We start from the raw sequence: 26186 nt of genomic DNA, 5'->3' as shown, positions 1-26186 counted from the left end.
GACGCTTACCAGCGTCGGCCGGCGGCTGTCCGGCGATAACAGGAAGATCGATAATGGCACGGACCGGCCCCAAAAACTCAGCCCGCAGGGTGCTGACCTGGCTTGGAGCAATTTTCGTTGTATTAACCGCTGTCCTGGCTGGCGGAGTAGTGACTGGCAACGCCAGTTGGGCTCCCAAGCTCGCTCTGGACCTCGAGGGCGGAACCCAGATGATTCTGGCCCCCCGGGTAGAGGGTTCCAGCGAGATCAATGAGGAGCAACTCAACCAGGCAGTAGCCATCATCCGGCAGCGTGTGGATGGCTCCGGTGTTGCCGAAGCTGAAATTAGCACCCAGTCCGGCCGGAACGTTGTGGTCAGTCTTCCGGGTACGCCTTCCAAGGAGACCCGCGACCTCATTCAAGCTTCGGCTGACATGAACTTCCGCCCAGTCATCACTTATGGCGACCCGGCAGCCGTTCCTGCGGAGCAGCGCACACCTGAGGACCAGCTTCCCAAGCCCACGGCGGAGCCGGCGAATGCCAGCGACATCAACTGGGTCACCGCGGACATTGTCCGGGAATTCGAAGCGCTTGACTGTGTGAACCCGTCACCGGAAAAACGTGATCGTTCGGATCCCGCCAAACCGCTGGTCACCTGCGAGGCAGCCACGGACAAGACTCCGGCCATCAAGTACATCCTTGGGCCCGTGGAGGTCAAAGGCCAGGACATCAGCGATTCCACTTTTACCCAGGTTCAGGGCGCTCAGGGCTCCGTGACCAATTCCTGGGGCGTGAACATCGTGTTCAACGCGGATGCAACCGCAAAGTTCAAAGCAGTCACCGAACGCCTCAACCAGTTCTACGCTGCGGCGCAGGCCCAGGGTACTGATGATCCAAAGTCACAGTTCGCCATTGTCCTGGACGACAAAGTTCTTTCCGCCCCGCGCGCCTTGGCTGTGATCACTGATGGAAAGCCCCAGATCACTGGTAACTTCACCCAGGCGTCGGCAAAGGCCCTCTCCGATCAACTCCGCTACGGCGCCCTGCCCATCAGCTTTGAGATCCAGTCACAAGAGCAGATCTCCGCGACGCTGGGTGGCGACCAACTTCGCCTCGGCTTGCTTGCAGGGATGATCGGCCTGTTGCTTGTTGTTGTCTACTCGCTCTTCCAATACCGTGCCCTTGGGCTCGTGACCATCGCATCCCTTGTGGTGGCGGGTGTGCTGACCTATCTGGCGATCGCCATCCTCGGGTGGACGGAAAACTACCGTCTGTCCCTGGCCGGTGTGGCTGGTCTGATTGTGGCCATCGGCCAGACCGCGGACTCGTTCATTGTCTACTTCGAGCGCATCAGGGATGAACTGCGCGAGGGCCGTGGACTGGTTTCCGCTGTCGAGAACGGCTGGAAGCGTGCCAAACGGACAGTTCTGGCCTCCAAGGCCGTCAACCTCCTCGCGGCCCTGGTCCTCTACTTCGTTGCTGTTGGCAACGTCCGCGGCTTTGCCTTCACCCTTGGCCTGACCGCCCTGGCCGACCTTCTGGTGGTGTTCATGTTTACGCACCCCATGCTGCAGGTTTTGGCCCGCACCAAGTTCTTTGGTGAAGGACACCGTTTCTCCGGGCTTTCTCCCGACCGTCTCGGCGCAGTTCCGCTCTACCGTGGCGCCGGCCGGTTACGCACGCCGGACGAAAAGCCCGCTGTGGTCCGCCCGCGCAACACCGGTGCGGCTGCCGAAGCCGAACGTCGCATGACCATTGCCGAGAGGCGCCTTGCCGAGAAGGGCCAGCTCACTGGTACTTCGAACGGCACCAAGGAGGAGAAGTAATGACTACGAGCTTCGCAACCTTCGGCCATGAGCTCTACACGGGCAAGCGCTCGTACAACTTTGTAAAGTCGAAGAAGATTTGGTTCATCATCGCTGCGGTCGCCGTAGCGCTCTCCATCCTGGTTCCTGTCGCCAAGGGCGGCTTCAACCTCGGAATCGAATTCCGTGGCGGTTCCGAATTCACTGTTTCAAACGTGAGCACCACGGATGCAGCACTCGGCGAGAAGGCTGTTCATGACGTCGTGCCCGGAGCCATCCCGCGCGTTGCCAACGTGGCAGGCAACACCATGCGCATCCAAACGGACCAGTTGACCGACGACGAGACGAACCGCATCAAAGACGGTCTCACAAGCGCCTACGGGGTGACCGAGAACGAGGTAACGTCCAACTTCGTGGGACCAACCTGGGGCCAGGACGTGACGCGTCAAGCCCTTATTGGTTTGGTGGTCTTTGTTGGGTTGGCCGCTGTCCTGATGGCGCTGTACTTCCGAACCTGGAAGATGTCGCTGTCCGCACTTGTTGGCATGCTCGTCACGATGTTCACCACGGCGGGTGTCTACGCGCTGAGCGATTTTGAAGTCACGCCGTCGGCAATCATCGGGTTCCTGACCGTCCTCAGCTACTCGCTGTACGACACAGTGGTGGTCTTCGACAAGATCCGTGAAAATACCGCGGACATTTCCACGTCAACGCGCCGCACGTTCAGCGAAGAGGTCAATCTGGCTGTCAACCAAACGTTGGTCCGCTCCATCAACACCATGATGGTGGCTATCCTTCCGGTTGCGGCGATCCTCTTCATTGGGGCCGGACTCCTGGGTGCCGGCACGCTGCGGGACCTGTCCTTGGCACTGTTCGTGGGCATCCTCATCGGTACTGCCGCCACGATTTTCATCGCCGCACCGCTGTACGCTTGGCTGCGGCAGGGCGAGCCTGAACTGGTGAAGCAAGCCAAGAAGGTGGCTCACCGCAGGAATGAAGCCACAGTCCAGGTCTGAACTTAGCCCGAACAGCTAGTTGGGTTGCCTTGAGCCGGTCCCCGCATCAGTGCGGAGGCCGGCTCTTTGACTTGCCCGTGTCATCGTCATGTGCTGCCCGGTTGCAGAAGGATTCACCTGCGGGAATAGACTGGGAGAATTAAATCGCTTGTGAGGGGTACTTCTGTGGAAGAACGTGCGACGTCGGCACCACCGGCGGGCGGGGATGACAGCCGCAAAGCTGTGGCAGTTCCGGCAACGAGTGTGCCCGGACGGACTGCTGCTGCGGTTCCGGTCGATGCTCCCGGCGTGCGTCCCACCTTTCCGGGGCGGAGGGAACGCACCCGCTCCCGGCTTGCCCGCCTGACGGGCCGGGGCATTGCTCCTTACTCGCCCATTTTGGAACCACTGCTGCGTACAGTCCGGGCAAATAATCCCAAAGAGGATTTCGATCTGATCCAACGCGCCTTCGCGGTGGCAGAGCAGAGCCACCAAGGACAAAAGCGCAAGAGTGGTGATCCCTACATCACCCATCCGGTGGCAGTGGCCACCATCCTGGCTGAACTCGGTATGACAGGGACAACCCTGGCGGCTGCGTTGCTCCACGACACCGTGGAGGACACCCCGTACACACTGGCTGACCTGACACGGGACTTCGGCCCCGAAGTTGCCATGTTGGTGGACGGTGTCACCAAGCTGGACAAAGTCAGTTTCGGTGAGGCTGCCCAGTCTGAGACCGTTCGTAAGATGGTCGTGGCGATGGCCAAGGACATTCGCGTCCTGATGATCAAGCTGGCGGACCGCCTCCACAATGCGCGGACCTGGCGTTTCGTTTCCGCGGAGTCCTCATCACGCAAGGCCCGCGAAACTCTGGAGATTTTCGCACCCCTGGCGCATCGCCTGGGTATGAACACCATCAAGTGGGAACTTGAAGACCTCTCCTTCGCAGCGCTGTACCCCAAGGTGTACGAGGAAATCGTGCGAATGGTGGGCGACCGCACTCCAGAACGCGAAAAGAGCCTGAGCGTCATCCGCAACCAGATCGCTGATGACCTTCGGACCGCTCGGATCAAGGCGACCATCACAGGCCGGCCCAAGCACTACTACTCGATTTATCAGAAGATGATCGTCCGCGACAAGGACTTCGACGACATCAACGACCTCATGGGCGTGCGGGTTCTGGTGGATTCCGTGCGAGATTGTTATGCCGCGCTGGGGACTTTGCATTCACGGTGGAACCCGCTTCCGGGCCGGTTCAAGGATTACATCGCCATGCCCAAGTTCAACATGTACCAATCCCTGCATACCACCGTGATTGGCCCCGGCGGCAAGCCCGTGGAGATTCAGATCCGCACCCACGAGATGCACCGGCGTGCAGAATACGGTGTGGCAGCCCACTGGAAGTACAAGGATCAACCCAACCGGACCGCACAGGGACCCGGCAGCCCGCGTGACGGTGACATGGGTTGGCTGCGGTCGCTGGTTGATTGGCAACAGGAGACCTCCGATCCCGGAGAATTCCTTGATTCACTTCGCTACGAGATCAACGCCCGCGAAGTCTTCGTCTTCACCCCCAAGGGCGAGGTCATGGCCCTTCCGGCCGGGTCAACTCCTGTGGACTTCGCCTACGCTGTGCACACCGAGGTGGGCCACCGAACCATCGGCGCCCGCGTCAACGGGAAGCTGGTTCCACTCAACAGCGAGCTCAACCACGGCGACTGGGTTGAGATTTTCACCTCCAAGGCAGAAGGCGCCGGCCCCAGCCAGGACTGGCAGCACTTCGTCAAATCTGCCCGTGCACGCAACAAGATTCGCCAGTGGTTCACCAAGGAACGCCGCGAAGAAGCGATTGAGCGTGGCAAGGACATGCTGACCCGGGCCATGCGCAAGCAGAACCTGCCCCTGCAGCGCCTGATGACGCACGATGCTTTGTCCGCCGTGGCAGAGGACTTCCACTACGTTGACATTTCCGGGCTGTACGCCGGCGTAGGTGACGGGCACACGTCAGCTCAGTCGGTCATGGAAAAGCTCGTTGAGCACCTGGGCGGTCATGAGACACCCGACGAAGACCTGGATGAAGTCAGTATCCCCACCCAGGTTGCGAAGTCGAAGTTCTCTGACTCCGGCGTCATTGTGCGGGGTGTGGGCGATGTCTGGGTCAAGCTGGCCCGGTGCTGCACCCCGGTACCGCCGGATCCCATTCTTGGCTTTGTGACCCGTGGTTCAGGAGTCTCTGTCCACCGGACGGACTGCACCAATGTGTCGGGTCTCCGGGACCAGCCGGACAGAATTGTTGAAGTTGAGTGGGCACCCACCCAGTCCAGTGTTTTCCTCGTGGAAATTCAGGTAGAAGCCCTGGACCGGAAGTCCCTTTTGTCGGATGTCACCCGCATTTTGTCCGAGAATCATGTCAACATCCTCGCAGCGTCGGTGCATACCTCCAGTGACAGGGTGGCAATCTCGAAATTTGCCTTCGAGATGGGTGATCCAAAGTATCTGCACCACGTCTTGAACGCCGTCCGTCGGATCGACGGAGTTTTCGACGTCTATAGGACCACTGGAAACCGCAGGCGCAGCTAACAGGGCCTCAGCTGTCAGGGTCTCAGCTAGCGGGCTCTGGTGAGGCAAGTTGAGCCAGAGTGGCCAGGGCCCGTCTCTTGTGAGGGACGCGCGGACTCGCTTCGACGGCCAGAACGAGCAGCCGGAGCTTGATGCCGAGCTCTTCCCGTGCCAGGAGACGCTTCAGCGCAGGTAGAGCCCGGTCAGTTTCCACATGGAGGGCGATGTCAGCTGCGGTCCGAAGCGGGCTGCTGACCAGCATTCCTCCCAGGCTGACGACGTCCATCTGACCTAGCCGGACTTCGTGCAGGGTGCATGCGATGCTGCCCCGCATGCTGGAGATGCGGTGTTTCGCGTCAACCAGCAGAGACAGGTGCTCGGGTGCTTTGGCGCAACCGTAAATCCACGCTGCCGTGAGCCGACCGGCGACAACCTTGGTTCGGATGCGTTCCGGGAGTGTAAGGGCCGCTGCGCGGGCTCTGAGGCGGTGGGTGACAGTCACGCCAGGTGAGGCATAACTCTTCCCGTAGAGGGGCAGCAGGATGCCATCGAATGCCATGCCCTGCAGTTCGTTCCACGAGAAGATGCGGCTGGGGGAATAGAGCTCGGATATGACCGGCTCCTGCAATTGGGGGGCGGTAACAGCGAGGACCATTCACCGATCATTCCGCGTGGCCACCTTACGAGTACAGGCTCCGCCCGGGTTATGTGGATAACCCGGGCGGAGCCTGCAGAAAAAGTGCCTTCTCAGAAATCGCTAAGCGAGGTCACTGGCGGAGCGCTGGATCTGATCGAGCCATGCTTGACGTGCTTCCAGGGCTTCGCGCGCGGCCTTGATCCGGCGCTGGTCGCCGGCCTTTTCAGCCTTCTCCAGATCGTCCTTGAGGCCCGCAATGGCTGATTCGAGCTGTGACAAGGCGCTGTTGGTGCGGGCCTTGGTTTCCGGGTTGCTCCGGCGCCACTTGTCTTCCTCGGCCTCACGGACAGCGTCTTCAACCTTGCGAAGCCCGGCTTCGATCCTGCCCATATCGGCGCGGGGAACCTTGCCGGCATCTTCCCAACGGTCCCGGATTGACTGGAGGGCCTTCTTGGCAGCGTTGAGGTCGTTGATGGGCAGGAGTGCCTGCGCTTCAGCCACCAACTGTTCCTTCACGACCAGATTCGCCGTGTATTCCTGGTCGATCTGGTCATTGGCGGCCTGGCGGTTGCTGAAGAAGACGTCCTGGGCGGCGCGGAAGCGGCCCCACAGTGCGTCATCGTCCTTGCGGCTTGCCCGAGGAGTGGTCTTCCACTGGTCCATCAGCCGGCGGTACTCGCCTGCGGCGAATCCCCAGTCAGTGGAGGTGGAGAGTGCTTCGGCCTCTGCGATGAGGGCTTCCTTGGCGGACTTTGCAGCGGAGTTATTGCTGTCCAGCTGGGAGAAGTAGGCGCGGCGGTGACGATCAAAGACCGTCCGAGCCGAACGGAAGCGCTTCCACAGAGCATCTTCGTTGCTGCGACCGAGCCTGACCCCGCTCTTCTGCGCGGCCTTCCACGTTTCAAACAACTCGTTCATTCGTGCGCTGGAGGTCTTCCATTGGATCTGCGCGGGGTCCTGACCGGCTATTGTCTCAGCTTCGGCAACGATTGCTTCGCGTGCTGCGAGCTCACTGGCGCGCACTGCGTCGTGGGCGGCTTTCTCCGACTTTTCCAGTTCAACGATCTGGGCTGACAGAGCATCCAAGCGGGCCTCGGCAGCACGGATGTCGCCCACCATGTTGCGCTCCGCGAGCTGCTCACGCAAGTGTGTGACCGTCTTCTGCATGTCCGTGGCAGGGGCCTTTGACTCCACGCGGTGTTCGAGCAGAACAACCTGCGCAATGACGTCGTCGAACTTGCGGGCGAAGTAGCCAAGTGCCTCGTCCTTGCTGACGCCGGGGTACTGACCAACGGCGATTTCTTCGCCGTCCAATGTCAGGAACACATGGCCGTCACCCTCGGCGCGTCCCCATTTGGCTGCCTCGGCGAGCGAGGCCGCGGAAACCGCGGGTGCAGCAGGAACGACGGCGGCGGGAGCCTTGGGGCGGGCAGCGAAAGCAGCGGGGGAGGGCGCCGGCGACGGCGTCGGACGAGGAGCAGCCGGTGCTGCGGGCGAGGCGGTCGGCGCTTCCTCCGTGATCTCCCCGGCAGTCGGAGCTTCCTCGGCTGCCTGAGCTGACTCGGCTGCGTCGTCGGCCGGAGCTTCCCCAGCCACCTGAGCTGCCTCGTCGGCTGGAGCGGCTGCGTCTGCCTGAGGTGCCTCGCTGGCTGGAGCATTCTCCCCGGGAGCCGGCGCGCCGGAACCGTTGTTGCCGGTTGCCTCGACGGCTTCTTCGTTGGCCACTACTGCTGTTTCGTCGGATTTCTGACTGTCTGTCACCGCTAAAAGTCTTTCGCTTGGAGGGAACTGCTCAGGTAATGCACTCCGGGCCGGGCCTGGAGCTGGTTACTTCAGAGAAAACGAGTCTATCGTGACAGGTGCCACAGGGGCGCCGTCGCTGGCGTTTTCACCGGGTTTAAGGCCTGCTGCCGCAATCTTGGCAACGACGTCCAGGCCGCTGGTCACCTTACCCACCACGGTGTAACCGCCGGCAGTGTCAGCCGGAATGGTGGTGTCCTTGTAGACGATGAAGAATTGGTGTCCGTTGCCGTAAGCATTGTTGCCGGTACGTGCCACGGCAATCGTCCCCGCGGGGTATTTATTGTCCGCGGGAGTATTTTCCAGTGGGCCCCACCGGTAATTTCCGTCTTCGGACCCGTCTTCGGTCTTGGCGCCGCATTGAAGGAGTCCGAATGTTTCGGATGTGGTCAACCGGTGGCAGAACGCTCCCTTGTAGTAGCCGGCGTCGCTGAGGGACTTGAAGACGGCAGCAGCCTGCGGAGCCGCAGTTCCGTTCAGTTCAATGCCGAGTACGCCACTGTTCAAGGCGAGTTCGCCGGTGAAGGTCTTTCCAGCAGCCGTTTCCGGGCCGGGTACGTCGGCGCTGTTCGATGCTGCCGGGGAAGCGGACGGTGAGCTGAGCCCTGCTTCGGCAGCGGCGAACTCCGCCTCGGTGGGGTTGGAGCTGAAGACTGTCAGTTGCAGCACTACGGCCAACACAACCGCCACGCCGGCTGCACTCGCGGCGATGGTGTTGTCGCGTTTGCGTCGCTTGCCCTGTTCCTGCCGCAGGGCACGCTTGGCTTCCATCTGCCTGATGCGCCGTTTCGCTTCGCGGTCATCCCGCGACCTTGTTGCCAAGAGTCCTCCTGATTGTGTCCACTTTTGGTGGCGGCCGACAGGAACCGGGCATGCTGCATTAGATGTGCACGCGCGGAAAGCATAAACTGGCTGCCGCACATAGTTTATGCATGACCGGCTGGTCGTCCGCCCTGTAAACGCCGAAAGGGCGTTTAAAGCTGCGGTGTGATGCCAGCGTCAGCCTTTTTTGAGGAGACTTTCCACCATGGCACGTACCGCCTCCCTGTCCGGATTCCCCGAGTGGCTTCCCCAGGAGCGGTTGGTGGAACTCCATGTGCTGGATACGCTCCGGAAGACGTTCGAGCTCCACGGCTTTTCCTCCATTGAGACCCGTGCTGTCGAAACCGTTGGACAGCTTCTCCGCAAAGGTGAGATCGACAAAGAGGTCTACGGCCTGAGCCGGCTTCAGGACGATGAAGGTGAGGCTGCCAAGTCGGACAAGTCTGACCCGAACGCCTTGGCCCTTCACTTCGACTTGACCGTTCCCTTTGCCCGCTACGTGGTGGAGAACGCCGGCTACCTGGCGTTTCCCTTCCGCCGGTATCAGATCCAGAAGGTTTGGCGGGGCGAGCGTCCGCAGGAAGGCCGTGCGCGTGAGTTCACCCAGGCAGACATCGATGTTGTGGGCGACGGCGAACTGCCGTTCCGGTACGACGTCGAAATCGCGTTGGTCATCGCTGAGGCCCTCAGTGCGCTGCCGATCCCGGACTTCCGGCTCCGGATCAACAACCGCAAACTGGCCGAAGGCTTCTACCGCGGCATTGGCCTGACGGACACAGCGGGTGTACTGCGCAGCATCGACAAACTGGAGAAAATCGGCGCCGCCAAGGTGGCTGAGCTGCTGAAGAGTGAGCTCGGAGCCACGGACGAGCAGGCTGTATTGGCGCTGGAATTGGCTGGCATCCGAACGGAAGACACCTCATTCGTGGAACGAGTGCGTGCACTTGGAGTCAAGGACGACCTCCTGGAAGAGGGCCTGAATGAGCTTCAGCAGGTTATTGAGGCTGCCGTCCAGCGGGCCCCTGGCAAGGTTATTGCCGACCTCAGCATTGCCCGCGGCCTGGACTACTACACCGGAACCGTTGTTGAGACGGTGCTCGTGGGCCACGAGCAGCTGGGGTCCATTTGTTCCGGAGGCCGCTACGACGCGTTGGCGAGCAAGGGCAACCGCAAGTTCCCCGGCGTCGGCCTTTCCATTGGCGTGACCCGACTTGTGTCCCGCATCCTCAGCCAGGAATTGGCCACGGCCTCCCGATCGGTGCCCACGGCGGTGTTGGTTGCCTTGAACTCAGATGACAGCTGGTACGCGGCGCAGGACATCGCCGCCCAGTTGCGCGGCCGCGGCATTGCCACGGAAGTTGCCGCCAAAGCGGAGAAGTTCGGCAAGCAGATCAAGTTTGCGGACCGTCGCGGCATTCCGTTCGTGTGGTTCACCGACGACCACGGGAAGCACCAGGTCAAGGACATCCGCTCCGGCGAGCAGGTAGACGCGGACCCTGCGAGCTGGGCACCGTCGGAAGAGGATCTGCACGTCCGGATCACCACGGCCAGCTAGGCGCCAACCACTGTTCCCTGGTTGTGGCGGGAGCCTTGGCCGGGGCGGGTAAACTCGGACGGGACCGCTTTGCAGCGGTCCCTCTAAATTTCATGCTGAAAGGAATGCTGTGCTGCGCACACATGACCTCGGATCCCTTCGCTCCGAGCACATTGGACAAACCGTTACCCTGGCCGGCTGGGTGGGCCGCCGCCGTGATCACGGTGGCGTTGCATTCGTTGACCTGCGTGATGCCTCCGGTGTCGCCCAGGTGGTTGTCCGTGAGGAAGAGGTCTTCCACGGCCTTCGGAACGAGTACGTGCTGCAGGTGACGGGTACCGTCAACAAGCGTCCTGAAGGCAACGAGAACCCGGCTCTGGCCACGGGCGACATCGAGGTTATCGCGGACAACGTTGTTATCCTCAACACCTCCGAGCCTCTCCCGTTCCAGATTGACGAGCACGTGGAGGTCGGCGAGGAAGCCCGTCTTAAGCACCGTTACCTGGATCTCCGCCGCCCTGGCCCCGCCCGCAACATGCGTCTGCGTTCCGAGGCAAACCGTGTGGCGCGCGAACTCCTGCACCAGCGCGGCTACGTGGAAATCGAGACCCCGACGTTGACGCGTTCGACGCCGGAAGGCGCCCGCGACTTCGTGGTTCCGGCTCGTCTTGCCCCGGGTTCCTGGTACGCTCTGCCGCAGTCGCCGCAGCTTTTCAAGCAGCTCCTCCAAGTGGGCGGCTTCGAGAAGTATTACCAGATTGCCCGTTGTTACCGTGACGAGGACTTCCGTGCCGACCGTCAGCCGGAGTTCACGCAGTTGGACATCGAAGCCAGCTTCGTTGACCAGGACGATGTCATTGAATTGGGCGAGGCAATCGTCAAGGCCTTGTGGCAGTTGATCGACGTCGAGATCCCCACCCCGATCCGCCGCATGACGTACCTGGACGCCATGGCCAAATACGGGTCAGATAAGCCTGACCTGCGCTTCGGCGTCGAGCTGACTGAACTGACCGAGTTCTTCAAGGACACCAACTTTGGCGTCTTCAAGGCACCGTACGTTGGCGCCGTGGTCATGCCGGGCGGCGCTTCCCAGCCGCGGCGTACCTTGGACGGCTGGCAGGAATTTGCCAAGCAGCGTGGTCACAAGGGCCTGGCCTATGTCCTCTTCAAGGAAGACGGCGAATTGGCTGGCCCGGTGGCCAAGAACCTTACTGACGCCGAGCGCGAAGGTCTGGCGGACGCCGTTGGCGCCAAGCCCGGCGACTGCATCTTCTTCGCCGCCGGCGAGAAGTCCGCAGCCCGCGCCTTGCTCGGTGCTGCGCGAGTGGAAATCGGTCACCGTACCGGCCTGATCGATCCCAAGGACTGGGCTTTCGTCTGGATCGTGGACGCTCCCATGTTCGAGCCCGCTGCCGCAGCTGTCGCCTCCGGTGACGTCGCGGTGGGTGGGGGACAATGGACGGCTGTTCACCACGCCTTCACCTCGCCCAAGCCGGAGTTCCTGGACACCTTTGATAAGGACCCGGAGTCCGCTCTCTCCTACGCCTACGACATCGTCTGCAACGGCAACGAGATCGGCGGCGGTTCCATCCGTATCCATGAGCGCGAAGTGCAGGAACGCGTCTTCCAGCTCATGGGCCTGGACAAGGAAGACGCTGAAACCAAGTTCGGCTTCCTGCTGGAAGGCTTCAAGTACGGCGCGCCTCCGCACGGTGGAATGGCCTTGGGCTGGGACCGTGTGGTTGCTTTGCTCGCCGGAGTGGAGTCCATCCGCGACGTCATTGCCTTCCCGAAATCGGGCAACGGCTACGACCCCCTGACAGCTGCGCCGGCACCGATCACTCCCCAGCAGCGCAAGGAAGCGGGCGTCGACTTCAAGCCCGAGGCCAAGCCTGCCGCCAAGCCGGACACGAAGTCCGAGTAAACGGTAGCCAAAGGCTCTCCACCACGGTGGGGGGCCTTTGGTGTTCCCGCCGCCGAAACCCTCCTGTTGACGAAAAGGTGCCGCTGAATGGTGGAGCAAGCATTTTTGGAATCCCTCATGGACAAGGCCTGGCCTGCGCTGGAACGTGAAGATACGGGGGAGTGGGTCCTGCGTGCTTCGGGAGGTGTGACCCAGCGGGCCAATTCGGTGTGGCCAAGGAACCCTGCCGGTGGGCAGGAGGAAAGCCCGGGCATGGCGCAGTCCGTACGTGCTGCGGCGGAGTGGTACCGGCTTCGCCGGATTCCCTTGATCTTTCAGGTCTTTGACGACTCCCGCAGCGCCGCCCTTAATGCCTACCTGGATGGACAGCGCTACACGCGGCAGTCGGCAACGAAGATCATGGTCCGGGGCACGGAATCTCTGCCGGTGGACTCCTCCGGCCGGGACGTTGAAATCACTGATGAACCATCCGAGGAATGGCTACGGGTGTGGTGGGCCGTCGACGGCCGGGGAGGCGACGCTGAACTGTCGGTCGCTCACAGGATTCTCAGCGCCTGCCCTGCGCTGTACGCACTGGTGAGGGACGACGACGGCGTCCCGGCCGCCGTAGGACGACTCGCTTTGGTTGGTGGCTGGGGCGGGATTTACAGCATGGCGACGTCAACAGGGCACCGGAGGCGCGGATACGGGACCACGGTTCTGGCGGCGTTGTTGAACGCAGGGACCCATCAAGATCTTGAGGGATTCTGGCTGCTGGTCACCGAGGCCAATCACGGAGCACAGCGGCTTTACTCCCACGCCGGTTTCACTGACTACGGCAGCTACCTGTACCGGCAGGCACCTCTGAGGCGTGCGTCCAGCGGCTGCTAGTTCCGCGGCTGCTCCTCCGCCTGGTGTCAGGCCGGCGGATCAGTCACCGTAATGCGGACGGCGCAGGCGTCGGCAGCGCACTTTGCCAGCACTGATGCCTTTGGAGCCTGAACGTCCAGGAACGCCAGGCGCGTACGCCCGGCAATGGTGCCAAGGAGGGGCTGGGCAAGAACCTGATCCACCAGTGCGCGGTCGCCGCCCGGGACAATGTACTCAACGCGGTGATCGTTGAAAATGCGCGCAGCGTGTTCTGCCGTGGCCTTGGCGTCGAGGAATCGGTTGCCGCTCTTCGAAGCGAGGATGGCGGACCCGCTAGCGGCGGCCAGGGCGTAACCGCCCTTGCGTACCAGCAGCAAGCCAAGCCCCCGTTCCTGGGCTGCCAGCGAAGCCATGCGGGCCACTTCGGTTGTTCCCCGGCCAGGACGCCCGTCGGCGGGCCAGGGTGCCTTCAGGAGCGCACTCGCACCATCGGCCGCCCTCAGAAGTACCCCGCCGTCGTCGAGGTCTTCGCCAACAGGACCATGGCTCGCCACAAAACGGTCCACCCAGCCCTGCAATCTGTCCGCGGGTACCAAAGCGGTCCGGCTGCCGGGCCTCTGACGAGGGGCAGATGATCGGCGATCCACGTCGATGTCTCCTTTGCTGGAACTATGAGTAGCCTATCCATGTGGAAGATCTCTTTGGTGCCGGTGCAGTGGATGACGACGAGTCCGAGGATCTGCCCGTGTCAGGGGGTCCCTCCGATGCTCACTGGATGGCTTCCCAGCGGAGTCCGCTCGCCGTCAGAATGCGCCCGCGTTCTCTTGACGAGGTAGTGGGGCAGCAGCATTTGCTGGGGCAGGGTTCGCCGTTGAGGCAGCTGGCCGCGGGTGCTGATGCCGCAGGCCCGGCGGGCCCAAGTTCGGTCATCCTGTGGGGTCCACCCGGCACTGGAAAGACGACGCTCGCCCATGTCATTGCTCGCGGACCGGGGCGTAAGTTCGTTGAATTGTCTGCCATCACCGCCGGCGTCAAGGATGTTCGCCGCGTTATGGACGATGCCTTGACTGCCCGCGACCTCTACAAGAAGACCACCGTGCTCTTCCTCGACGAGATCCATCGTTTCAATAAAGCCCAACAGGATGCCCTGCTCCCTGGTGTGGAAAATCGTTGGGTGGTGCTGGTGGCGGCCACCACGGAAAACCCGTCCTTCTCCGTGGTCTCGCCACTCCTGTCCCGCTCGCTACTGCTCACCCTGAAGCCGCTCACCGATGACGACATTTCGGGTTTGCTGCAGCGGGCCGTGGCTGACGCCCGTGGCCTTGCCGGCCGCGTTGAACTCAGTTCCGAGGCGCTGGACCATTTGGTCCGCCTCTCCGGAGGGGACGCCCGGAGGGCTCTGACAGCGTTGGAAGCCGCTGCCGGAGTAGCCTTCGGTGACTCAGCCGCCGTCGAGATTTCCGACGACGATTCGACAGGAACTGATGAGTTCAGCGACACCGACGGCGAAACCGGGCTCGCGAAGGACAGCCTTCCTGAGGCTCCCGTGCTGGTGGAGCTCCGCCACACAGAACGTGCCCTTGATGCTGCGGCCGTTCGCTACGACCGCGCCGGCGATCAGCACTACGATGTGGCCAGCGCGTTCATCAAGTCCATTAGGGGCTCGGATGTCGATGCTGCTTTGCATTATTTGGCGCGGATGCTTGAAGCCGGTGAGGACCCGAGGTTTGTTGCACGGCGGATCGTGATCTCTGCTGCGGAAGATATTGGAATGGCCGATCCCACGGCGCTGCAGACCGCGGTGGCCGCAGCGCAGGCAGTGCAACTGATCGGCATGCCGGAGGGCAGGATTGTGCTGGCTGAGGCGGTGGTCCACCTGGCCACAGCACCCAAGTCCAACGCCGCGTACATGGGTTTGAACAAAGCCGTGGCAGATGTTCGTGCCGGATTCGGCGGTGGCATCCCCATGCACCTGCGCGATGCGCACTACCCGGGGGCAAAGCAGTTGGGTCACGGCAAGAGCTACAAGTACGCCCACGATGAACCACACGGCGTGGCAACCCAGCAGTATCCACCGGATGACCTGGTGGGTAAGGACTATTACCAACCCACTGGTAACGGAGCCGAACGCGATATCGCCGCCAGGCTGGAACGGCTCCGCAAAATCGTGCGCGGGGAGTAGGGCCCTGATCACGACGCCTGCAGATGATAGCCCTGCCCATGGTAGGCTTGATCCTTGTCTGGCATGGCCTGACGCACAATCCCACTGAAGATTCCTTCAATAGAGCTGTGCGCCCGGGCTAGTAGCAAGAGGTAGCGGTTGGCCGATGCTCTCCCTGATGGAGGCCAGTAACACTGACACACCGCAGTAATTGGAAGGACACAAGTGGCTAACAACACTCGTGCTCGCCGTACCGCACGTCTTTCGCGTGCACTCGGCATTGCTCTGACCCCCAAGGCCGCCAAGTACATGGAGCGCCGCCCGTACGGCCCCGGTGAGCATGGCCGTGCCCGCAAGAAGCAGGACTCCGACTACGCCGTACGTCTGCGCGAAAAGCAGCGTCTGCGCGCCCAGTACGGCATCCGCGAAGCCCAGATGACCCGCGCCTTCGAAGAAGCACGCCGCACCAAGGGCCTCACCGGTGAAAACCTGGTTGAGCTCCTCGAAATGCGTCTGGACGCCCTGGTGCTCCGTGCAGGCTTCGCCCGCACCATCGCACAGGCCCGCCAGCTGGTTGTGCACCGCCACATCATGGTTGACGGCGTCCGCGTGGACCGCCCGTCCTTCCGCGTTGGCGAAGGCCAGCTCATCCACGTTCACAGCCGCTCCGAGGTTATGCCCCCGTTCCAGGTGGCAGCTGCTGGCGCACACGTGCTCAACAACGTGCCGGCATACCTGGACGTCAAGATTGACGCCCTCCAGGCCCGCCTGGTTCGTCGCCCGAAGCGCTCCGAGGTCCCCGTGATCTGTGAAGAGCAGCTCGTCGTCGAATTCTACGCTCGCTAAATTTCAGCAGCGCATACAGAGAAGCCCGTGGCACACGCCGCGGGCTTCTTTGTATGTAAGGTACCGGGCCAATATAGGTAAGGTACTGGGGGAGGCCTTGCCCAAAGCCCGGAATCGGCTGGTGCGAGGCAGCGAAACGATCCAAGGAGAAGAGTTCTATGTCTGGTGGCGACATCGCCGGCCTCATCGCAGCAGGAGTGTTTGCACTCCTCGTCCTGCTTTTGGCCGTGCCCATTTTGAAGCTGGGTGGCGTTTTTGACGAAGTGCGGACTTCCATCCGTTCCATCAGCGATGGCGCCACGCCCCTGATGGATGAAGTGACTGCCACGGTGACCACCACCAACCAGCAGTTGAAGAAAGTTGACGGCATTGCCTCCAACGTCTCTGATGCCTCGGCCAACATCTCCGCGTTGTCCTCGCTTGTAGCAGCCACGGTGGGTTCACCCTTGATTAAGGTGGCTGCCTTCAGCTACGGCGTCCGTTCGGCTTTTGCTGGACGCCGCACCACTTCCTCCGGCCGCCGCAGCCGCTGACCCAACCAGCCGCTTCTCCAGCCAGCCGCTGAACTACAGGGAGACCTTATGAAACGAATTGTGTGGATGGGCATCGGCGTCGCCATCGGCGTCATCGCCTTCCGTAAGATCACCGAAGCCCAGGCCAATCTTGGTCCGGAAGGGCTGAACCGGGCTGTTGGCCGGATGGCCGATGGCCTGTTCGACTTTGCCGATGCCGTGCGTACGGGGACGCACCAACGCGAAGAGGAATTGCGGGCCGCGTTGGGTATCGACGATGCCGTATCGTCACGGCGCTAGCGGAGCGGTTCGCCCCCGCGCCCTCAACAGGGCAGAATGGAAAGCTGCGGAACGGCACCAGCCGGTACCGCGCACATCGTGTGCAGTGAATTGAGAAGGGTAAGTAATCAGCTAATGAAGTCGCAGGAGATCACCAAGCGCTGGGTGGACTTTTTTGTCAACAAGGGCCACACCGCCGTTCCCTCCGCGTCGCTCGTTTCCAGCGACCCGTCACTTCTCTTCACTGTGGCCGGAATGGTGCCTTTCATTCCCTACCTCACTGCGCGCGAAGAGCCTCCCTACAGCCGTGCCACAAGCGTCCAGAAGTGCATCCGCACCGGAGACATCGAAGAAGTAGGCAAGACTGCCCGCCACGGCACGTTCTTCCAGATGTGCGGCAACTTTTCCTTTGGAGATTACTTCAAGGAAGACGCCATCAAGTTCGCTTACGAGCTGCTGACCACCAGCGTTGATGACGGCGGTTACGGACTTCCTGCCGAGCGCCTCTGGGTGACTGTCTACGAAGAGGATGACGAAGCCAAAGAACTCTGGCTCAAGAACACCGGCATTCCTGCCGAGCGTATCCAGCGCATGGGCAAGGCCGACAACTACTGGTCCACCGGACAGCCCGGCCCGGCCGGTCCCTGCTCTGAGATCTACTACGACCGCGGCCCTGCTTACGGCATCGAAGGCGGCCCCCTGGCCGACGAAACCCGCTACATCGAAATCTGGAACCTCGTGTTCATGCAGTACCAGATCGAAAACGTCCGCTCCAAGGTGGACTTCGACATCGTGGGTGAACTGCCGCAGAAGAACATCGACACCGGCCTGGGCATGGAGCGTCTTGCGATGATCCTCCAGGGTGTTGAAAACATGTACGAGACCGACCAGGTCCGTCCTGTGATCGATAAAGCCGCTGAATTGTCCGGCCGCGAGTACACCTCAGCTGAATCCCCGGATGATCCGCACCACACCGACGATGTCCGCATGCGCGTTGTTGGTGACCATATTCGTTCTGCCCTGATGCTCATTGCTGATGGCGTCGCACCGTCCAATGAAGGCCGCGGCTATGTGTTGCGCCGCCTGATTCGCCGCGCCGTCCGCGCCATGCGCCTGCTCGGCGTCGAAAAAGCCTGCCTGCCGGAGCTGCTCCCTGCCTCCCGTGACGCCATGAAGGGTGTCTACCCGGTGGTGGAGACCGATTTCGCGCGCATCAGCCGCATTGCCTACGCCGAAGAAAAGGCATTCCTGCGCACCATCGCTTCAGGTACGGCACGATTGGAAGATGCTGTAGCGGAGTCTAAGGCTGCCGGCGTTCCCCTTTCCGGTGCTGACGCCTTTGCCTTGCACGATACGTACGGATTCCCGATCGATCTGACCCTGGAAATGGCCGAGGAAGCCGGCCTCAAGGTGGACGAGGCAGGCTTCCGTGCTCTCATGCTCGAGCAGCGCCAGCGTGCCCAAGCCGATGCGAAGGGCAAGAAGGGTGGCCACGCCGACCTCAGCGCCTATCAGGAGCTTCTGGGTAAGGGCGAAACGGTCTTCACCGGATACAACGAACTTGAGGGCGAAGCAAAGGTCCGCGGCATCGTCAGCGGTGGCCGGCCGGTAGCCCACGCTTCCACCGGCGAGGAAATCGAGCTTGTCCTCAACGAGACCCCGTTCTATGCCGAAGCTGGTGGCCAGTCTGCTGACACCGGCCTCATCACCGGTGACGGGTTCGTGGTGGAGGTCCTGGACGTGCAGCGTCCCATCAAGGGGCTCAGCGTGCACAAGGCGATTGTCCGCGAAGGTGAGATCGCTTCCGATGCCTTGGTGCGCGCCGCCGTCGATCGTGAACGTCGTCACGCTGCTGAGCAGGCCCACACCGGCACGCACATTGTGCATGCTGCATTGCACCAGATCCTCGGCCCTGAAGCTACCCAGCGCGGTTCCTTCAACAAGGCCGGATACCTGCGCTTTGACTTCGCCTGGGGCGAAGGCCTCAGCACAGCAACGCGGTCTGAAATCGAAGAGGTCTCCAACATCGCCATCCGGAATAACTACCGGGTTGACACCAAGGTGATGGGGCTCGCCGAAGCCAAGGCGCTGGGCGCTATGGCTTTGTTCGGGGAAAACTACGGCAGCGAAGTGCGCGTGGTGGAGATCGACGGCGCGTGGTCCCGTGAGTTGTGCGGCGGTACCCACGTGGCAAATACGTCCCTGATCGGCAGCCTTTCCCTGCTGGGCGAGCAGTCTGTTGGCTCGGGAAACCGCCGTGTTGAGGCCTTTGTTGGCTTGGACGCCTTCCGCCATCTGGCGGCAGAGCGGGCTCTGGTTTCCGAGCTTACGGATTTGCTGAAAGTTCCATCCGGACAGCTTGCTGACCGCATCTCCAGCACCCTGAACAAGCTCAAGGCTGCGGAGAAGGAGCTTGATCGCCTCCGCAAAGAGCAGCTCGCCGCAGCGGCCGCAAACCTTACGGGTACTGCCAAGGATGCTGCCGGTGTTCGGGTTGTAGCCCACGACGCCGGCCAGGTGGGCGGCGCTGATGATCTGCGCAACCTTGCCCTCGATCTCCGCAATCGTCTTGGCTCGGAAGCCTCCACCGTGGCTGTTGCAGGTGTCAGCAATGACCGTCCCGTCATACTGATTGCCACCAACGAGGCTGCCCGCGAAGCAGGGGTAAAGGCCGGAGCGCTGGTGCGTTTGGCAGCAGGGATTCTCGGCGGCGGCGGCGGTGGCAAGGACGATGTCGCCCAGGGCGGCGGCACCGACGCTGGGAAGGTCTCTGAGGCCCTCACAGCGGTGGTGGATGCGATTGCCAAGCGCTGACGGTGGATTCCAGTTCTGACAGTGACGTCTACCCCCATGGCATCAAGCTGGGGGTAGACGTCGGTACCGTTCGGGTGGGTCTGGCCATCTGCGATCCGGACGGGATCCTGGCCACGCCGTTCAAGACGGTTGGCCGGGACAGCAAGAAAAATTCCGATGTGCGGGTAGTCGTCAAACACGCTGTCGAACTGCCGGCGGTACAGATTTTTGTGGGCCTTCCCCGCACCATGAAGGGCGAGGAACGTGCGTCCGCGCAGATGGCCATGGACTACGCGGATCTCCTTACCAGCGAGCTTCAACGTGCTGGTTTGGACGTTCCCGTAAACCTCGTCGATGAGCGACTTTCAACTGTTACGGCACACCGCAACCTGCACGAAGCTGGCATGAGCAGCAAGAACCACCGTAAAGTGGTTGATCAGGTTGCCGCTGCTGGAATACTGCAGCACGCAATCGACATGCAAAAAGCCAGAGGAACGGACGTTGGCCGCCGAGTGCAGGCACCGGTGCAGTCCGAAAAACCCAGCAGTGCCCCAACGCTGCGGGCTGCCTCCGGTAGTGAATCCGATTCTTCTAAGAGGGGACTGCAACTGTGAGCCCGGTCAACAACGACCCCTCAAGCGGTACCGCCGGCGGCGGTATGCCGCTCACCCGCAAAGAGCTGCGGGCGCGTGAACGATTCCTCGCCACGCAGAACCACAATGTGGTACCCGTTCCCGAAGCGACTCCGGGGGAGGCGACTCCCTCGGCGGAGGGTGAGCCCGAGTTGCCCCGACCAGTCCCTGCGGTACAGCCTGCCCCGGGGGTTAAGCCCGCCCCGGCGGATACTCCTGCCGCTGTTGCACCCCCAACGCCTGTGGCACCGCCAACGCCAGTTGCACCGCCGACTCCAGTTGCACCGCCAATGTCCGCAGCGTCCCCGTCGCAGGCCCAGTCGCCTGTTGTTGTGGCTGATGATGCCCCGGTTCATATGGTTGAAGCGCACGATGAGCCCTATGGGCATCAGCAGGACCGCCAGCAACAAGACGTCCAGGAACAACACGATCAGGAGCAACACGTCCCCTCTTTCGAGCAGGGCGGGGTTGATCACGGAGATACTCCGCACGGTAATCTTCACCCCGATGATGCCCATCACGGTGATGTGGAACATGAAGCCCTTTCGGCAGAGCATCCCGAAGCACACGCCGACGGCCACGAGTACGCTGAACACGATGCCCACTACCAGCTCGGCATCCATGACGAACTCCACAATGACGTCCTTCTTCATGACGAGCACCCCCATGACCTCATTGCCCCCGCGGCGAGTCCGGCGTCCAAGGCTGCCGCGAAAAGAGCCCGGCGTCGGCGTCGTGTTGTGGCTCTTCTGATCACGCTGGGTGTCTTCGTAGCCGCAATAGCCATTGGTGCGCAGTTCCTGAAGCCCTTGCTGGGCATGGACAAAGTGACCGATTACCCCGGCCCGGGCACGGGGTCGGTAACCATCACGGTGCCCGAAGGCTCCGGTCCCAAGGCTGTTGCAAACGATCTGGTTGCCAATCGTGTGGTTGCCGATTCCGATGCTTTCGTCAAGGAGTTCCTCAACGAAGGCGGCGAACTCTCGCCTGGATCCTTCACTTTCCGGACTGAGATGAAGAATTCGGATGCTGTGGCCGTCCTGGTGAACAAGGACGCATCCAAGGTGATGTACTTTGCGCTGAGCGCGGGCCTGCGTATCAATGAATCCCTGGAGGCTATCTCCAAGGGTTCGGGCATTCCCATGCAGGAGCTCAACGCCTTGAATCAGGCACCCGGGCAGTTTGGTGTTCCCGCCAAGGCCAAGAGCCTGGAAGGCTTCCTTGCCCCCGGCGAATATCGGTTCGAACTCGGTACGTCCGCCAAGGACATCATCCGGAAGTTGGTGGCCACCACCCTCGATGAACTCAAGGCCCAAGGCGTTACCGACCCCGCCAAGCAGTACGACACCGTGACCATCGCCAGCATTGTTCAGGCCGAAGGTGGTCAGGCGGACTATGGAAACGTGGCTGGAGCAATTTACAACAGGCTCAAGCCCAACAACGTTGAGACCAGCGGCCTGATCCAGTCTGATGCCACGGTGACGTACGGTCTGGGCAAGAAGTCGTTCCACCTCACCGAGGAGGAAAAGGCTGATAAGTCCAATGCCTACAACACCTACGCCAACGTTGGGCTTCCGGTAGGGCCCATTGGCTCGCCGGGCAAAACGGCCATTGATGCTGCGGCCAAACCCACCCAGAACGATTACCTCTACTGGGTGACCATCAACCTGGACACCAAGGAGACCAAGTTCTCCAAGACGTTGGCTGAGCACAACACCTATGTTGAGCAGTACAACGCGTGGTGCCAGGCTAATGCGGGACGGTGTGTGTGAGTCGTCGTGCCGCAGTCCTGGGGCACCCGATTTCACATTCGAAGTCTCCGGCACTGCACTGCGCAGCTTACGCAAAGTTGGGTGTGGACATCGACTACTCGGCGATCGACGTCACTGTTGAGAGGCTCCCATCGTTCATGGAGTCACTTCGCGGTGATGACGCCTGGTGCGGCCTTTCAGTGACCATGCCGTTGAAGTCTGCCATGGTCAAGGAAGTGGACGAAGTCCGCGGCGCCGGCGCCCACCTTGGTGTCATCAACACAGTCGTTTTCGAGCACGACGCCGGACAGGTGCGTCGGGTGGGGTACAACACCGATGTGGCTGGCATCGTCGAAGCGGTCCGCTATGCGGGCGTGGTTGCCGCACCTCATGCGGCCATCCTTGGTGGTGGCGGCACGTCGGCTGCGGCCGTTGCTGCTGCGCAGCAACTTGGCGCCCACCACGTTGACGTTTTCGTTCGTGATGCGGGACGGGCCGGGGATGCGAGAGCCGCCGCGGCCGCCGTCGGAATTTCCCTTGCCGTCCGGCCCTTGACGGAAGCGGCATCTGCTGTGGCCGGGACGGACCTGGTCATCTCCACGTTTCCACCCCGTGCCGCCGATTCCTTGGCGGAGGAGCTGGCGGCGCTGCCCGGCAGCGGCGCCGGCGTCCTGCTGGATGTCGCTTACGATCCCTGGCCAAGCCGCCTGGCGGAAGTGTGGCAACGCCATGGGGGAGCGGTGGTCCCGGGCCTGGAGATGCTGATGTACCAGGCGGCCGAGCAGATCAGGCGCTTTAGCGGCTGTGACGTCGACGCCGCCGTCATAGATGTGATGTGCGACTCAGTCGGGCTTCCCCGGCGAGTGTTCTAGACGCCCTACATGGCAGGATTGGTTATATGTTGCGTTGGTTGACTGCCGGTGAATCCCATGGTCCGGCCCTGATCGGAATTGTTGAAGGCGTGCCTGCCGGTGTTGAACTCACCAGCGGGCAGATTCGTGACGCGCTGGCGCGTCGCCGCCTGGGCTATGGACGTGGTGCCCGCATGAAGTTTGAGCAGGACGAGGTCACCATCATGGGTGGTGTCAGGCATGGTCTTACCCAAGGCGGCCCAGTGGCCATCCAGGTTGGGAACACCGAGTGGCCCAAATGGGAGCAGATCATGTCAGCTGATCCTGTAGACCCTGAAGTCCTCGCCGATCAGGCCCGCAACGCACCGCTGACCCGTCCACGCCCTGGGCACGCAGATTTTACCGGTATGCAAAAATACGGCTTTGACGAAGCCCGCCCGGTCCTCGAGCGTGCCAGCGCGCGCGAAACGGCCACACGCGTGGCCCTTGGTACCGTTGCCGCCCAGTTCCTGAAGCAGTTGGGCATCGAGCTGGTCAGCCACACTGTTTCCATTGCCAGCGTGACCGTCCCCGAGGGCAGGCCCCTGCCGTTGCCGAGGGACGTCATAGCCCTCGACGCCGACCCCTTGCGATGCTTCGACCGCGAGACCTCTAATGCGATGGTGGCAGAGGTGGATGCCGCGCACAAAGAAGGCGAGACGCTGGGAGGCGTGGTAGAGGTACTGGCTTACGGGCTTCCGCCGGGACTGGGCAGCTACGTCCACTGGGATCGTCGACTGGACTCCCGTCTGGCCGCCGCGCTGATGGGCATCCAGGCCATCAAGGGCGTGGAAGTAGGCGATGGATTCCTGACGGCGGCCCGCCGTGGATCTGCTGCCCATGATGAGATCCTCAAGGATGACAACGGCAAGATTGTTCGCCAGACCAACCGGGCCGGTGGCATCGAGGGCGGCATGAGCATTGGTGAAGTGCTTCGCGTCCGGGCTGCCATGAAGCCGATCGCCACAGTTCCGCGCGCGTTGCGCACCATTGACGTCAGCACCGGGGAGCCTGCCAAGGCACATCACCAGCGCTCTGATGTTTGTGCCGTGCCCGCGGCCGGCGTTGTGGCCGAAGCCATGGTGGCATTGGTGCTGGCTGAGGCTGTGGCCGAGAAATTCGGTGGTGATTCTGTGCCTGAGACCCAGCGCAACCTGCAAAGCTACCTTGAAAGCATCCCGGCTACCTTGGACACGGTCGGCCGGTAGTGGTCCGCTCTATCCCGGATGGCCGGCCCATAGTTCTGGTTGGACCCATGGCCGTCGGAAAATCGGCGATAGGTCAGCAGCTGGCCCATCAGATGCGTCTGCCTTTTGTGGACACTGATGCTGTGGTTGTTGCCGCCCATGGCAGCATTGCCGATATTTTCGCAGGCAGGGGAGAACACGCCTTCCGCGAGATTGAAGCGCGGGCTGTGGCCAAGGCCATCGAGTCCGCGAAGATCGATCCGGCCATTATTTCCCTCGGCGGCGGAGCAGTGCTCGACTCCGGGACCCAGCAATTGTTGGGGGAGTGCACCGTGGTCTATCTGGAGTGTGATGCGGAAACGGTCGCTGACAGAATTGCACGCAACACCGGGCGGCCCTTGCTGCAGGGTGACGCCATGACCCGTTGGGAGGCCTTGTTCGCCACCCGACGTCCGGTTTATGAGCGTCTTGCAGACATTGTCATGGATGTCCGTACCGGATCCGTGGCGGAAATCGGCCTCCACTTGGAGGAGCGGCTGCTCCAGCATGCAGCCTTGAAAGAGGAAGTTGAAAAGTGAGCTCCGAAGCAACTGTCATCAAGGTGACCGGTCAGTCCGTTAATGAAAACTACGACGTCGTGGTGGGCCGGGGCCTGTTGGGCACCCTGCCGGCGAAGCTGGGCGAACGTGTCCGCCGCGTTCTGGTGATCCACCCGCGGGCGCTTCGCCTGACCGGCGATACTGTGCGGGACGAGCTCGAAGCTGCAGGCTTCACCGCGCTCACGGCCGAAATCCCGGACGCTGAAGAAGGCAAGCACATCCAGGTGGCGGCGTTCTGCTGGCAGGTGCTGGGTCAGAACGACTTCACTCGATCTGATGCCATCGTGGCTGTCGGCGGCGGTGCAGTAACTGACCTTGCCGGCTTTGTGGCTGCAACCTGGCTTCGAGGGGTCAAAGTCATCCACATGCCAACGAGCCTTCTCGGCATGGTGGATGCCTCGGTGGGCGGCAAGACCGGCATCAATACTGCCGAGGGCAAGAACCTGGTGGGCTCTTTCCACCCGCCGGCTGCTGTCCTGGCTGACCTTGACACTCTTCAGACCCTGCCGAAGAACGAGCTCATTTCCGGAATGGCAGAGGTGATCAAATGCGGTTTCATCGCGGATCCGGCCATCCTTGACCTCGTCGAAAAGAACACCGACGCCGTGATGGACCCCGGATCGGATGTTGTCCGGGAGCTTATCGAACGTGCCATCGCTGTGAAGGCTGAGGTCGTCTCCCAGGACCTGAAGGAATCGGGCCTCCGCGAAATCCTGAACTACGGGCACACCCTGGGCCATGCCATCGAACTCGTGGAACGCTACTCGTGGCGTCACGGTGCCGCTGTATCCGTGGGCATGATGTTTGCAGCCGAGTTGTCGCGAAGCGTTGGCCGTTTGTCCGACGCTGACGCCGACCGGCACCGCACTATTCTGGAAAGCCTCGGTCTGCCCACCACCTACCGCAAGGACCGCTGGCAAGGCCTTCTTGATGGGATGCGCCGGGATAAGAAGTCCCGTGGTGACCTGCTCCGGTTTGTTGTCCTCGATGGCGTGGCCAAACCGGGCATACTGGAAGTTCCTGACACCTCGCTCCTGTTTGCCGCCTACCAGGAGATCGCATCATGACCGTCACTCTTCGTGAAGGCGTCAGCGACTGGCCAACAGCCGGATTCCCGGGAGTCCGCCTGAACCCGGACACTTTGCTGCCAGTGGTTGTCAATGAGGAAGCCATGGAGTCCGCCCTTGCGGCCTCGGAGGACCCTGCAGATCGCATCATGGCCCTTCTTCTGGACAATCAGCCCAAGGAGGCAGCGGAGCTCCTGGCTGAGGCCCGCTACAAAGATCCGGAGTCGTTCCGGTTGAGGATTTTTGAGGCCGAAGTCCATCGGGCAACCAACCGGCTGGACCGTGCTGTCCAGTTGTTCAGGCACCTGTTGCAGGATGTCCAGGGCAGCCCGAAGGAAGCTATTGTGCACCAGTATCTTGGCCGGGCATATTTCGTCAGCGGCAACGCACTGGCAGCGTCCGAAGAATTCGCCAGGGCCTTGGACCTGCGAGTAGCCATGGCAGCTGATGCTGCGCTGATATATTCCTCAGCTGTTGCCCTTCAGAGGGCCCGGAATGTGCTGGAACTCGCTTCCTGAAGCCGGGTGGAACACTCCCCGCAAGCCTTTGGCACATTTGCCGGTAG

The 26186-nt window shown here is 61.8% G+C and carries 22 protein-coding genes; 18 read left to right on the top strand and 4 right to left on the bottom strand.

Features of this window, described 5'->3' with window-relative positions:
- Positions 1–53 precede the first annotated feature (53 nt).
- From secD to LDN70_RS11760, 3 genes are all read left to right on the top strand, one after another.
- The gene (gene secD / locus LDN70_RS11770; protein ID WP_142939062.1) at positions 54–1805 is read left to right on the top strand and encodes a protein translocase subunit SecD; all 1752 of its coding nucleotides are present in this window, start codon (positions 54–56) and stop codon (positions 1803–1805) included.
- Positions 1805–2800 (top strand): protein translocase subunit SecF, encoded by a 996-nt coding sequence (gene secF, locus LDN70_RS11765; protein WP_142939063.1) that lies wholly within the window; start codon positions 1805–1807, stop codon positions 2798–2800. Before secD ends, secF begins: the two co-directional genes overlap by 1 nt.
- Positions 2801–2965: 165 nt before the next feature.
- A complete protein-coding gene (locus LDN70_RS11760; RefSeq protein WP_024816847.1) occupies positions 2966–5359 on the top strand; it encodes a RelA/SpoT family protein in 2394 nt (797 codons plus the stop codon).
- A 22-nt stretch (positions 5360–5381) separates the two neighbouring features.
- On the opposite strand, the gene LDN70_RS11755 is transcribed toward LDN70_RS11760, so the two are convergent.
- The 3 genes from LDN70_RS11755 to LDN70_RS11745 all read right to left on the bottom strand — a co-directional run bounded on the left by LDN70_RS11755 (position 5382) and on the right by LDN70_RS11745 (position 8597).
- Complete coding sequence (locus LDN70_RS11755) at positions 5382–5993, bottom strand: hypothetical protein (protein WP_142939064.1); 612 nt, start codon at positions 5991–5993, stop codon at positions 5382–5384.
- A 102-nt stretch (positions 5994–6095) separates the two neighbouring features.
- Positions 6096–7736 (bottom strand): DUF349 domain-containing protein, encoded by a 1641-nt coding sequence (locus tag LDN70_RS11750; RefSeq protein ID WP_223940393.1) that lies wholly within the window; start codon positions 7734–7736, stop codon positions 6096–6098.
- 66 nt (positions 7737–7802) lie between these two features.
- Positions 7803–8597 (bottom strand): peptidylprolyl isomerase, encoded by a 795-nt coding sequence (locus tag LDN70_RS11745; RefSeq protein WP_208095845.1) that lies wholly within the window; start codon positions 8595–8597, stop codon positions 7803–7805.
- Positions 8598–8802: 205 nt separating this feature from the next.
- Here LDN70_RS11745 and hisS point away from each other — a divergent pair, with 205 nt between their 5' ends.
- From hisS to LDN70_RS11730, 3 genes are all read left to right on the top strand, one after another.
- A complete protein-coding gene (gene hisS / locus LDN70_RS11740) occupies positions 8803–10152 on the top strand; it encodes a histidine--tRNA ligase (protein ID WP_223940392.1) in 1350 nt (449 codons plus the stop codon).
- Positions 10153–10261: 109 nt separating this feature from the next.
- A complete protein-coding gene (gene aspS / locus LDN70_RS11735) occupies positions 10262–12055 on the top strand; it encodes an aspartate--tRNA ligase (protein WP_142939067.1) in 1794 nt (597 codons plus the stop codon).
- Between the two features lie 87 nt (positions 12056–12142).
- Positions 12143–12925 (top strand): GNAT family N-acetyltransferase, encoded by a 783-nt coding sequence (locus tag LDN70_RS11730; protein WP_223940391.1) that lies wholly within the window; start codon positions 12143–12145, stop codon positions 12923–12925.
- 26 nt (positions 12926–12951) lie between these two features.
- Here the strand turns inward: LDN70_RS11730 and LDN70_RS11725 are convergent, their stop codons facing one another.
- The gene (locus LDN70_RS11725) at positions 12952–13551 is read right to left on the bottom strand and encodes a Vms1/Ankzf1 family peptidyl-tRNA hydrolase (RefSeq protein ID WP_166840610.1); all 600 of its coding nucleotides are present in this window, start codon (positions 13549–13551) and stop codon (positions 12952–12954) included.
- Positions 13552–13592: 41 nt separating this feature from the next.
- Between LDN70_RS11725 and LDN70_RS11720 the strand changes: the two genes are divergently transcribed.
- The 12 genes from LDN70_RS11720 to LDN70_RS11665 all read left to right on the top strand — a co-directional run bounded on the left by LDN70_RS11720 (position 13593) and on the right by LDN70_RS11665 (position 26139).
- Positions 13593–15086 (top strand): replication-associated recombination protein A, encoded by a 1494-nt coding sequence (locus LDN70_RS11720; protein ID WP_166840612.1) that lies wholly within the window; start codon positions 13593–13595, stop codon positions 15084–15086.
- Positions 15087–15290: 204 nt separating this feature from the next.
- Complete coding sequence (rpsD, locus tag LDN70_RS11715; RefSeq protein ID WP_142939071.1) at positions 15291–15911, top strand: 30S ribosomal protein S4; 621 nt, start codon at positions 15291–15293, stop codon at positions 15909–15911.
- A gap of 158 nt (positions 15912–16069) precedes the next feature.
- The gene (locus LDN70_RS11710; protein ID WP_142939072.1) at positions 16070–16444 is read left to right on the top strand and encodes a DUF948 domain-containing protein; all 375 of its coding nucleotides are present in this window, start codon (positions 16070–16072) and stop codon (positions 16442–16444) included.
- A 48-nt stretch (positions 16445–16492) separates the two neighbouring features.
- Positions 16493–16723 (top strand): hypothetical protein, encoded by a 231-nt coding sequence (locus tag LDN70_RS11705; protein ID WP_187697181.1) that lies wholly within the window; start codon positions 16493–16495, stop codon positions 16721–16723.
- 114 nt (positions 16724–16837) lie between these two features.
- The gene (gene alaS, locus LDN70_RS11700) at positions 16838–19516 is read left to right on the top strand and encodes an alanine--tRNA ligase (RefSeq protein WP_223940390.1); all 2679 of its coding nucleotides are present in this window, start codon (positions 16838–16840) and stop codon (positions 19514–19516) included.
- Positions 19517–19518: 2 nt separating this feature from the next.
- Positions 19519–20109, top strand: coding sequence for a Holliday junction resolvase RuvX (gene ruvX / locus LDN70_RS11695; RefSeq protein ID WP_142939074.1), 591 nt, complete (start codon positions 19519–19521; stop codon positions 20107–20109).
- Positions 20106–21899, top strand: a complete 1794-nt coding sequence (gene mltG / locus LDN70_RS11690) for an endolytic transglycosylase MltG (protein ID WP_223940389.1) — start codon at positions 20106–20108, stop codon at positions 21897–21899. The genes ruvX and mltG overlap by 4 nt, the downstream gene beginning before the upstream one ends.
- Positions 21896–22750 carry a shikimate dehydrogenase gene (locus tag LDN70_RS11685; RefSeq protein ID WP_142939076.1) on the top strand — a complete coding sequence of 285 codons (855 nt, stop codon included), beginning with the start codon at positions 21896–21898 and terminating at the stop codon, positions 22748–22750. Before mltG ends, LDN70_RS11685 begins: the two co-directional genes overlap by 4 nt.
- Positions 22751–22776: 26 nt before the next feature.
- On the top strand, positions 22777–23976 hold the full coding sequence (gene aroC / locus LDN70_RS11680; protein ID WP_142939077.1) for a chorismate synthase: 1200 nt from the start codon (positions 22777–22779) through the stop codon (positions 23974–23976).
- Complete coding sequence (locus LDN70_RS11675) at positions 23976–24533, top strand: shikimate kinase (RefSeq protein WP_142939078.1); 558 nt, start codon at positions 23976–23978, stop codon at positions 24531–24533. The genes aroC and LDN70_RS11675 overlap by 1 nt, the downstream gene beginning before the upstream one ends.
- Positions 24530–25621 carry a 3-dehydroquinate synthase gene (gene aroB, locus LDN70_RS11670; protein WP_142939079.1) on the top strand — a complete coding sequence of 364 codons (1092 nt, stop codon included), beginning with the start codon at positions 24530–24532 and terminating at the stop codon, positions 25619–25621. The genes LDN70_RS11675 and aroB overlap by 4 nt, the downstream gene beginning before the upstream one ends.
- Positions 25618–26139 (top strand): tetratricopeptide repeat protein, encoded by a 522-nt coding sequence (locus LDN70_RS11665; protein ID WP_142939080.1) that lies wholly within the window; start codon positions 25618–25620, stop codon positions 26137–26139. The genes aroB and LDN70_RS11665 overlap by 4 nt, the downstream gene beginning before the upstream one ends.
- Positions 26140–26186: the final 47 nt, after the last annotated feature.

Source organism: Arthrobacter sp. StoSoilB22, from assembly GCF_019977315.1.
Classification (GTDB): domain Bacteria; phylum Actinomycetota; class Actinomycetes; order Actinomycetales; family Micrococcaceae; genus Arthrobacter.
Note: the sequence above shows the minus strand (reverse complement) of the source record. Positions and strands in the feature narration are given on the sequence as shown.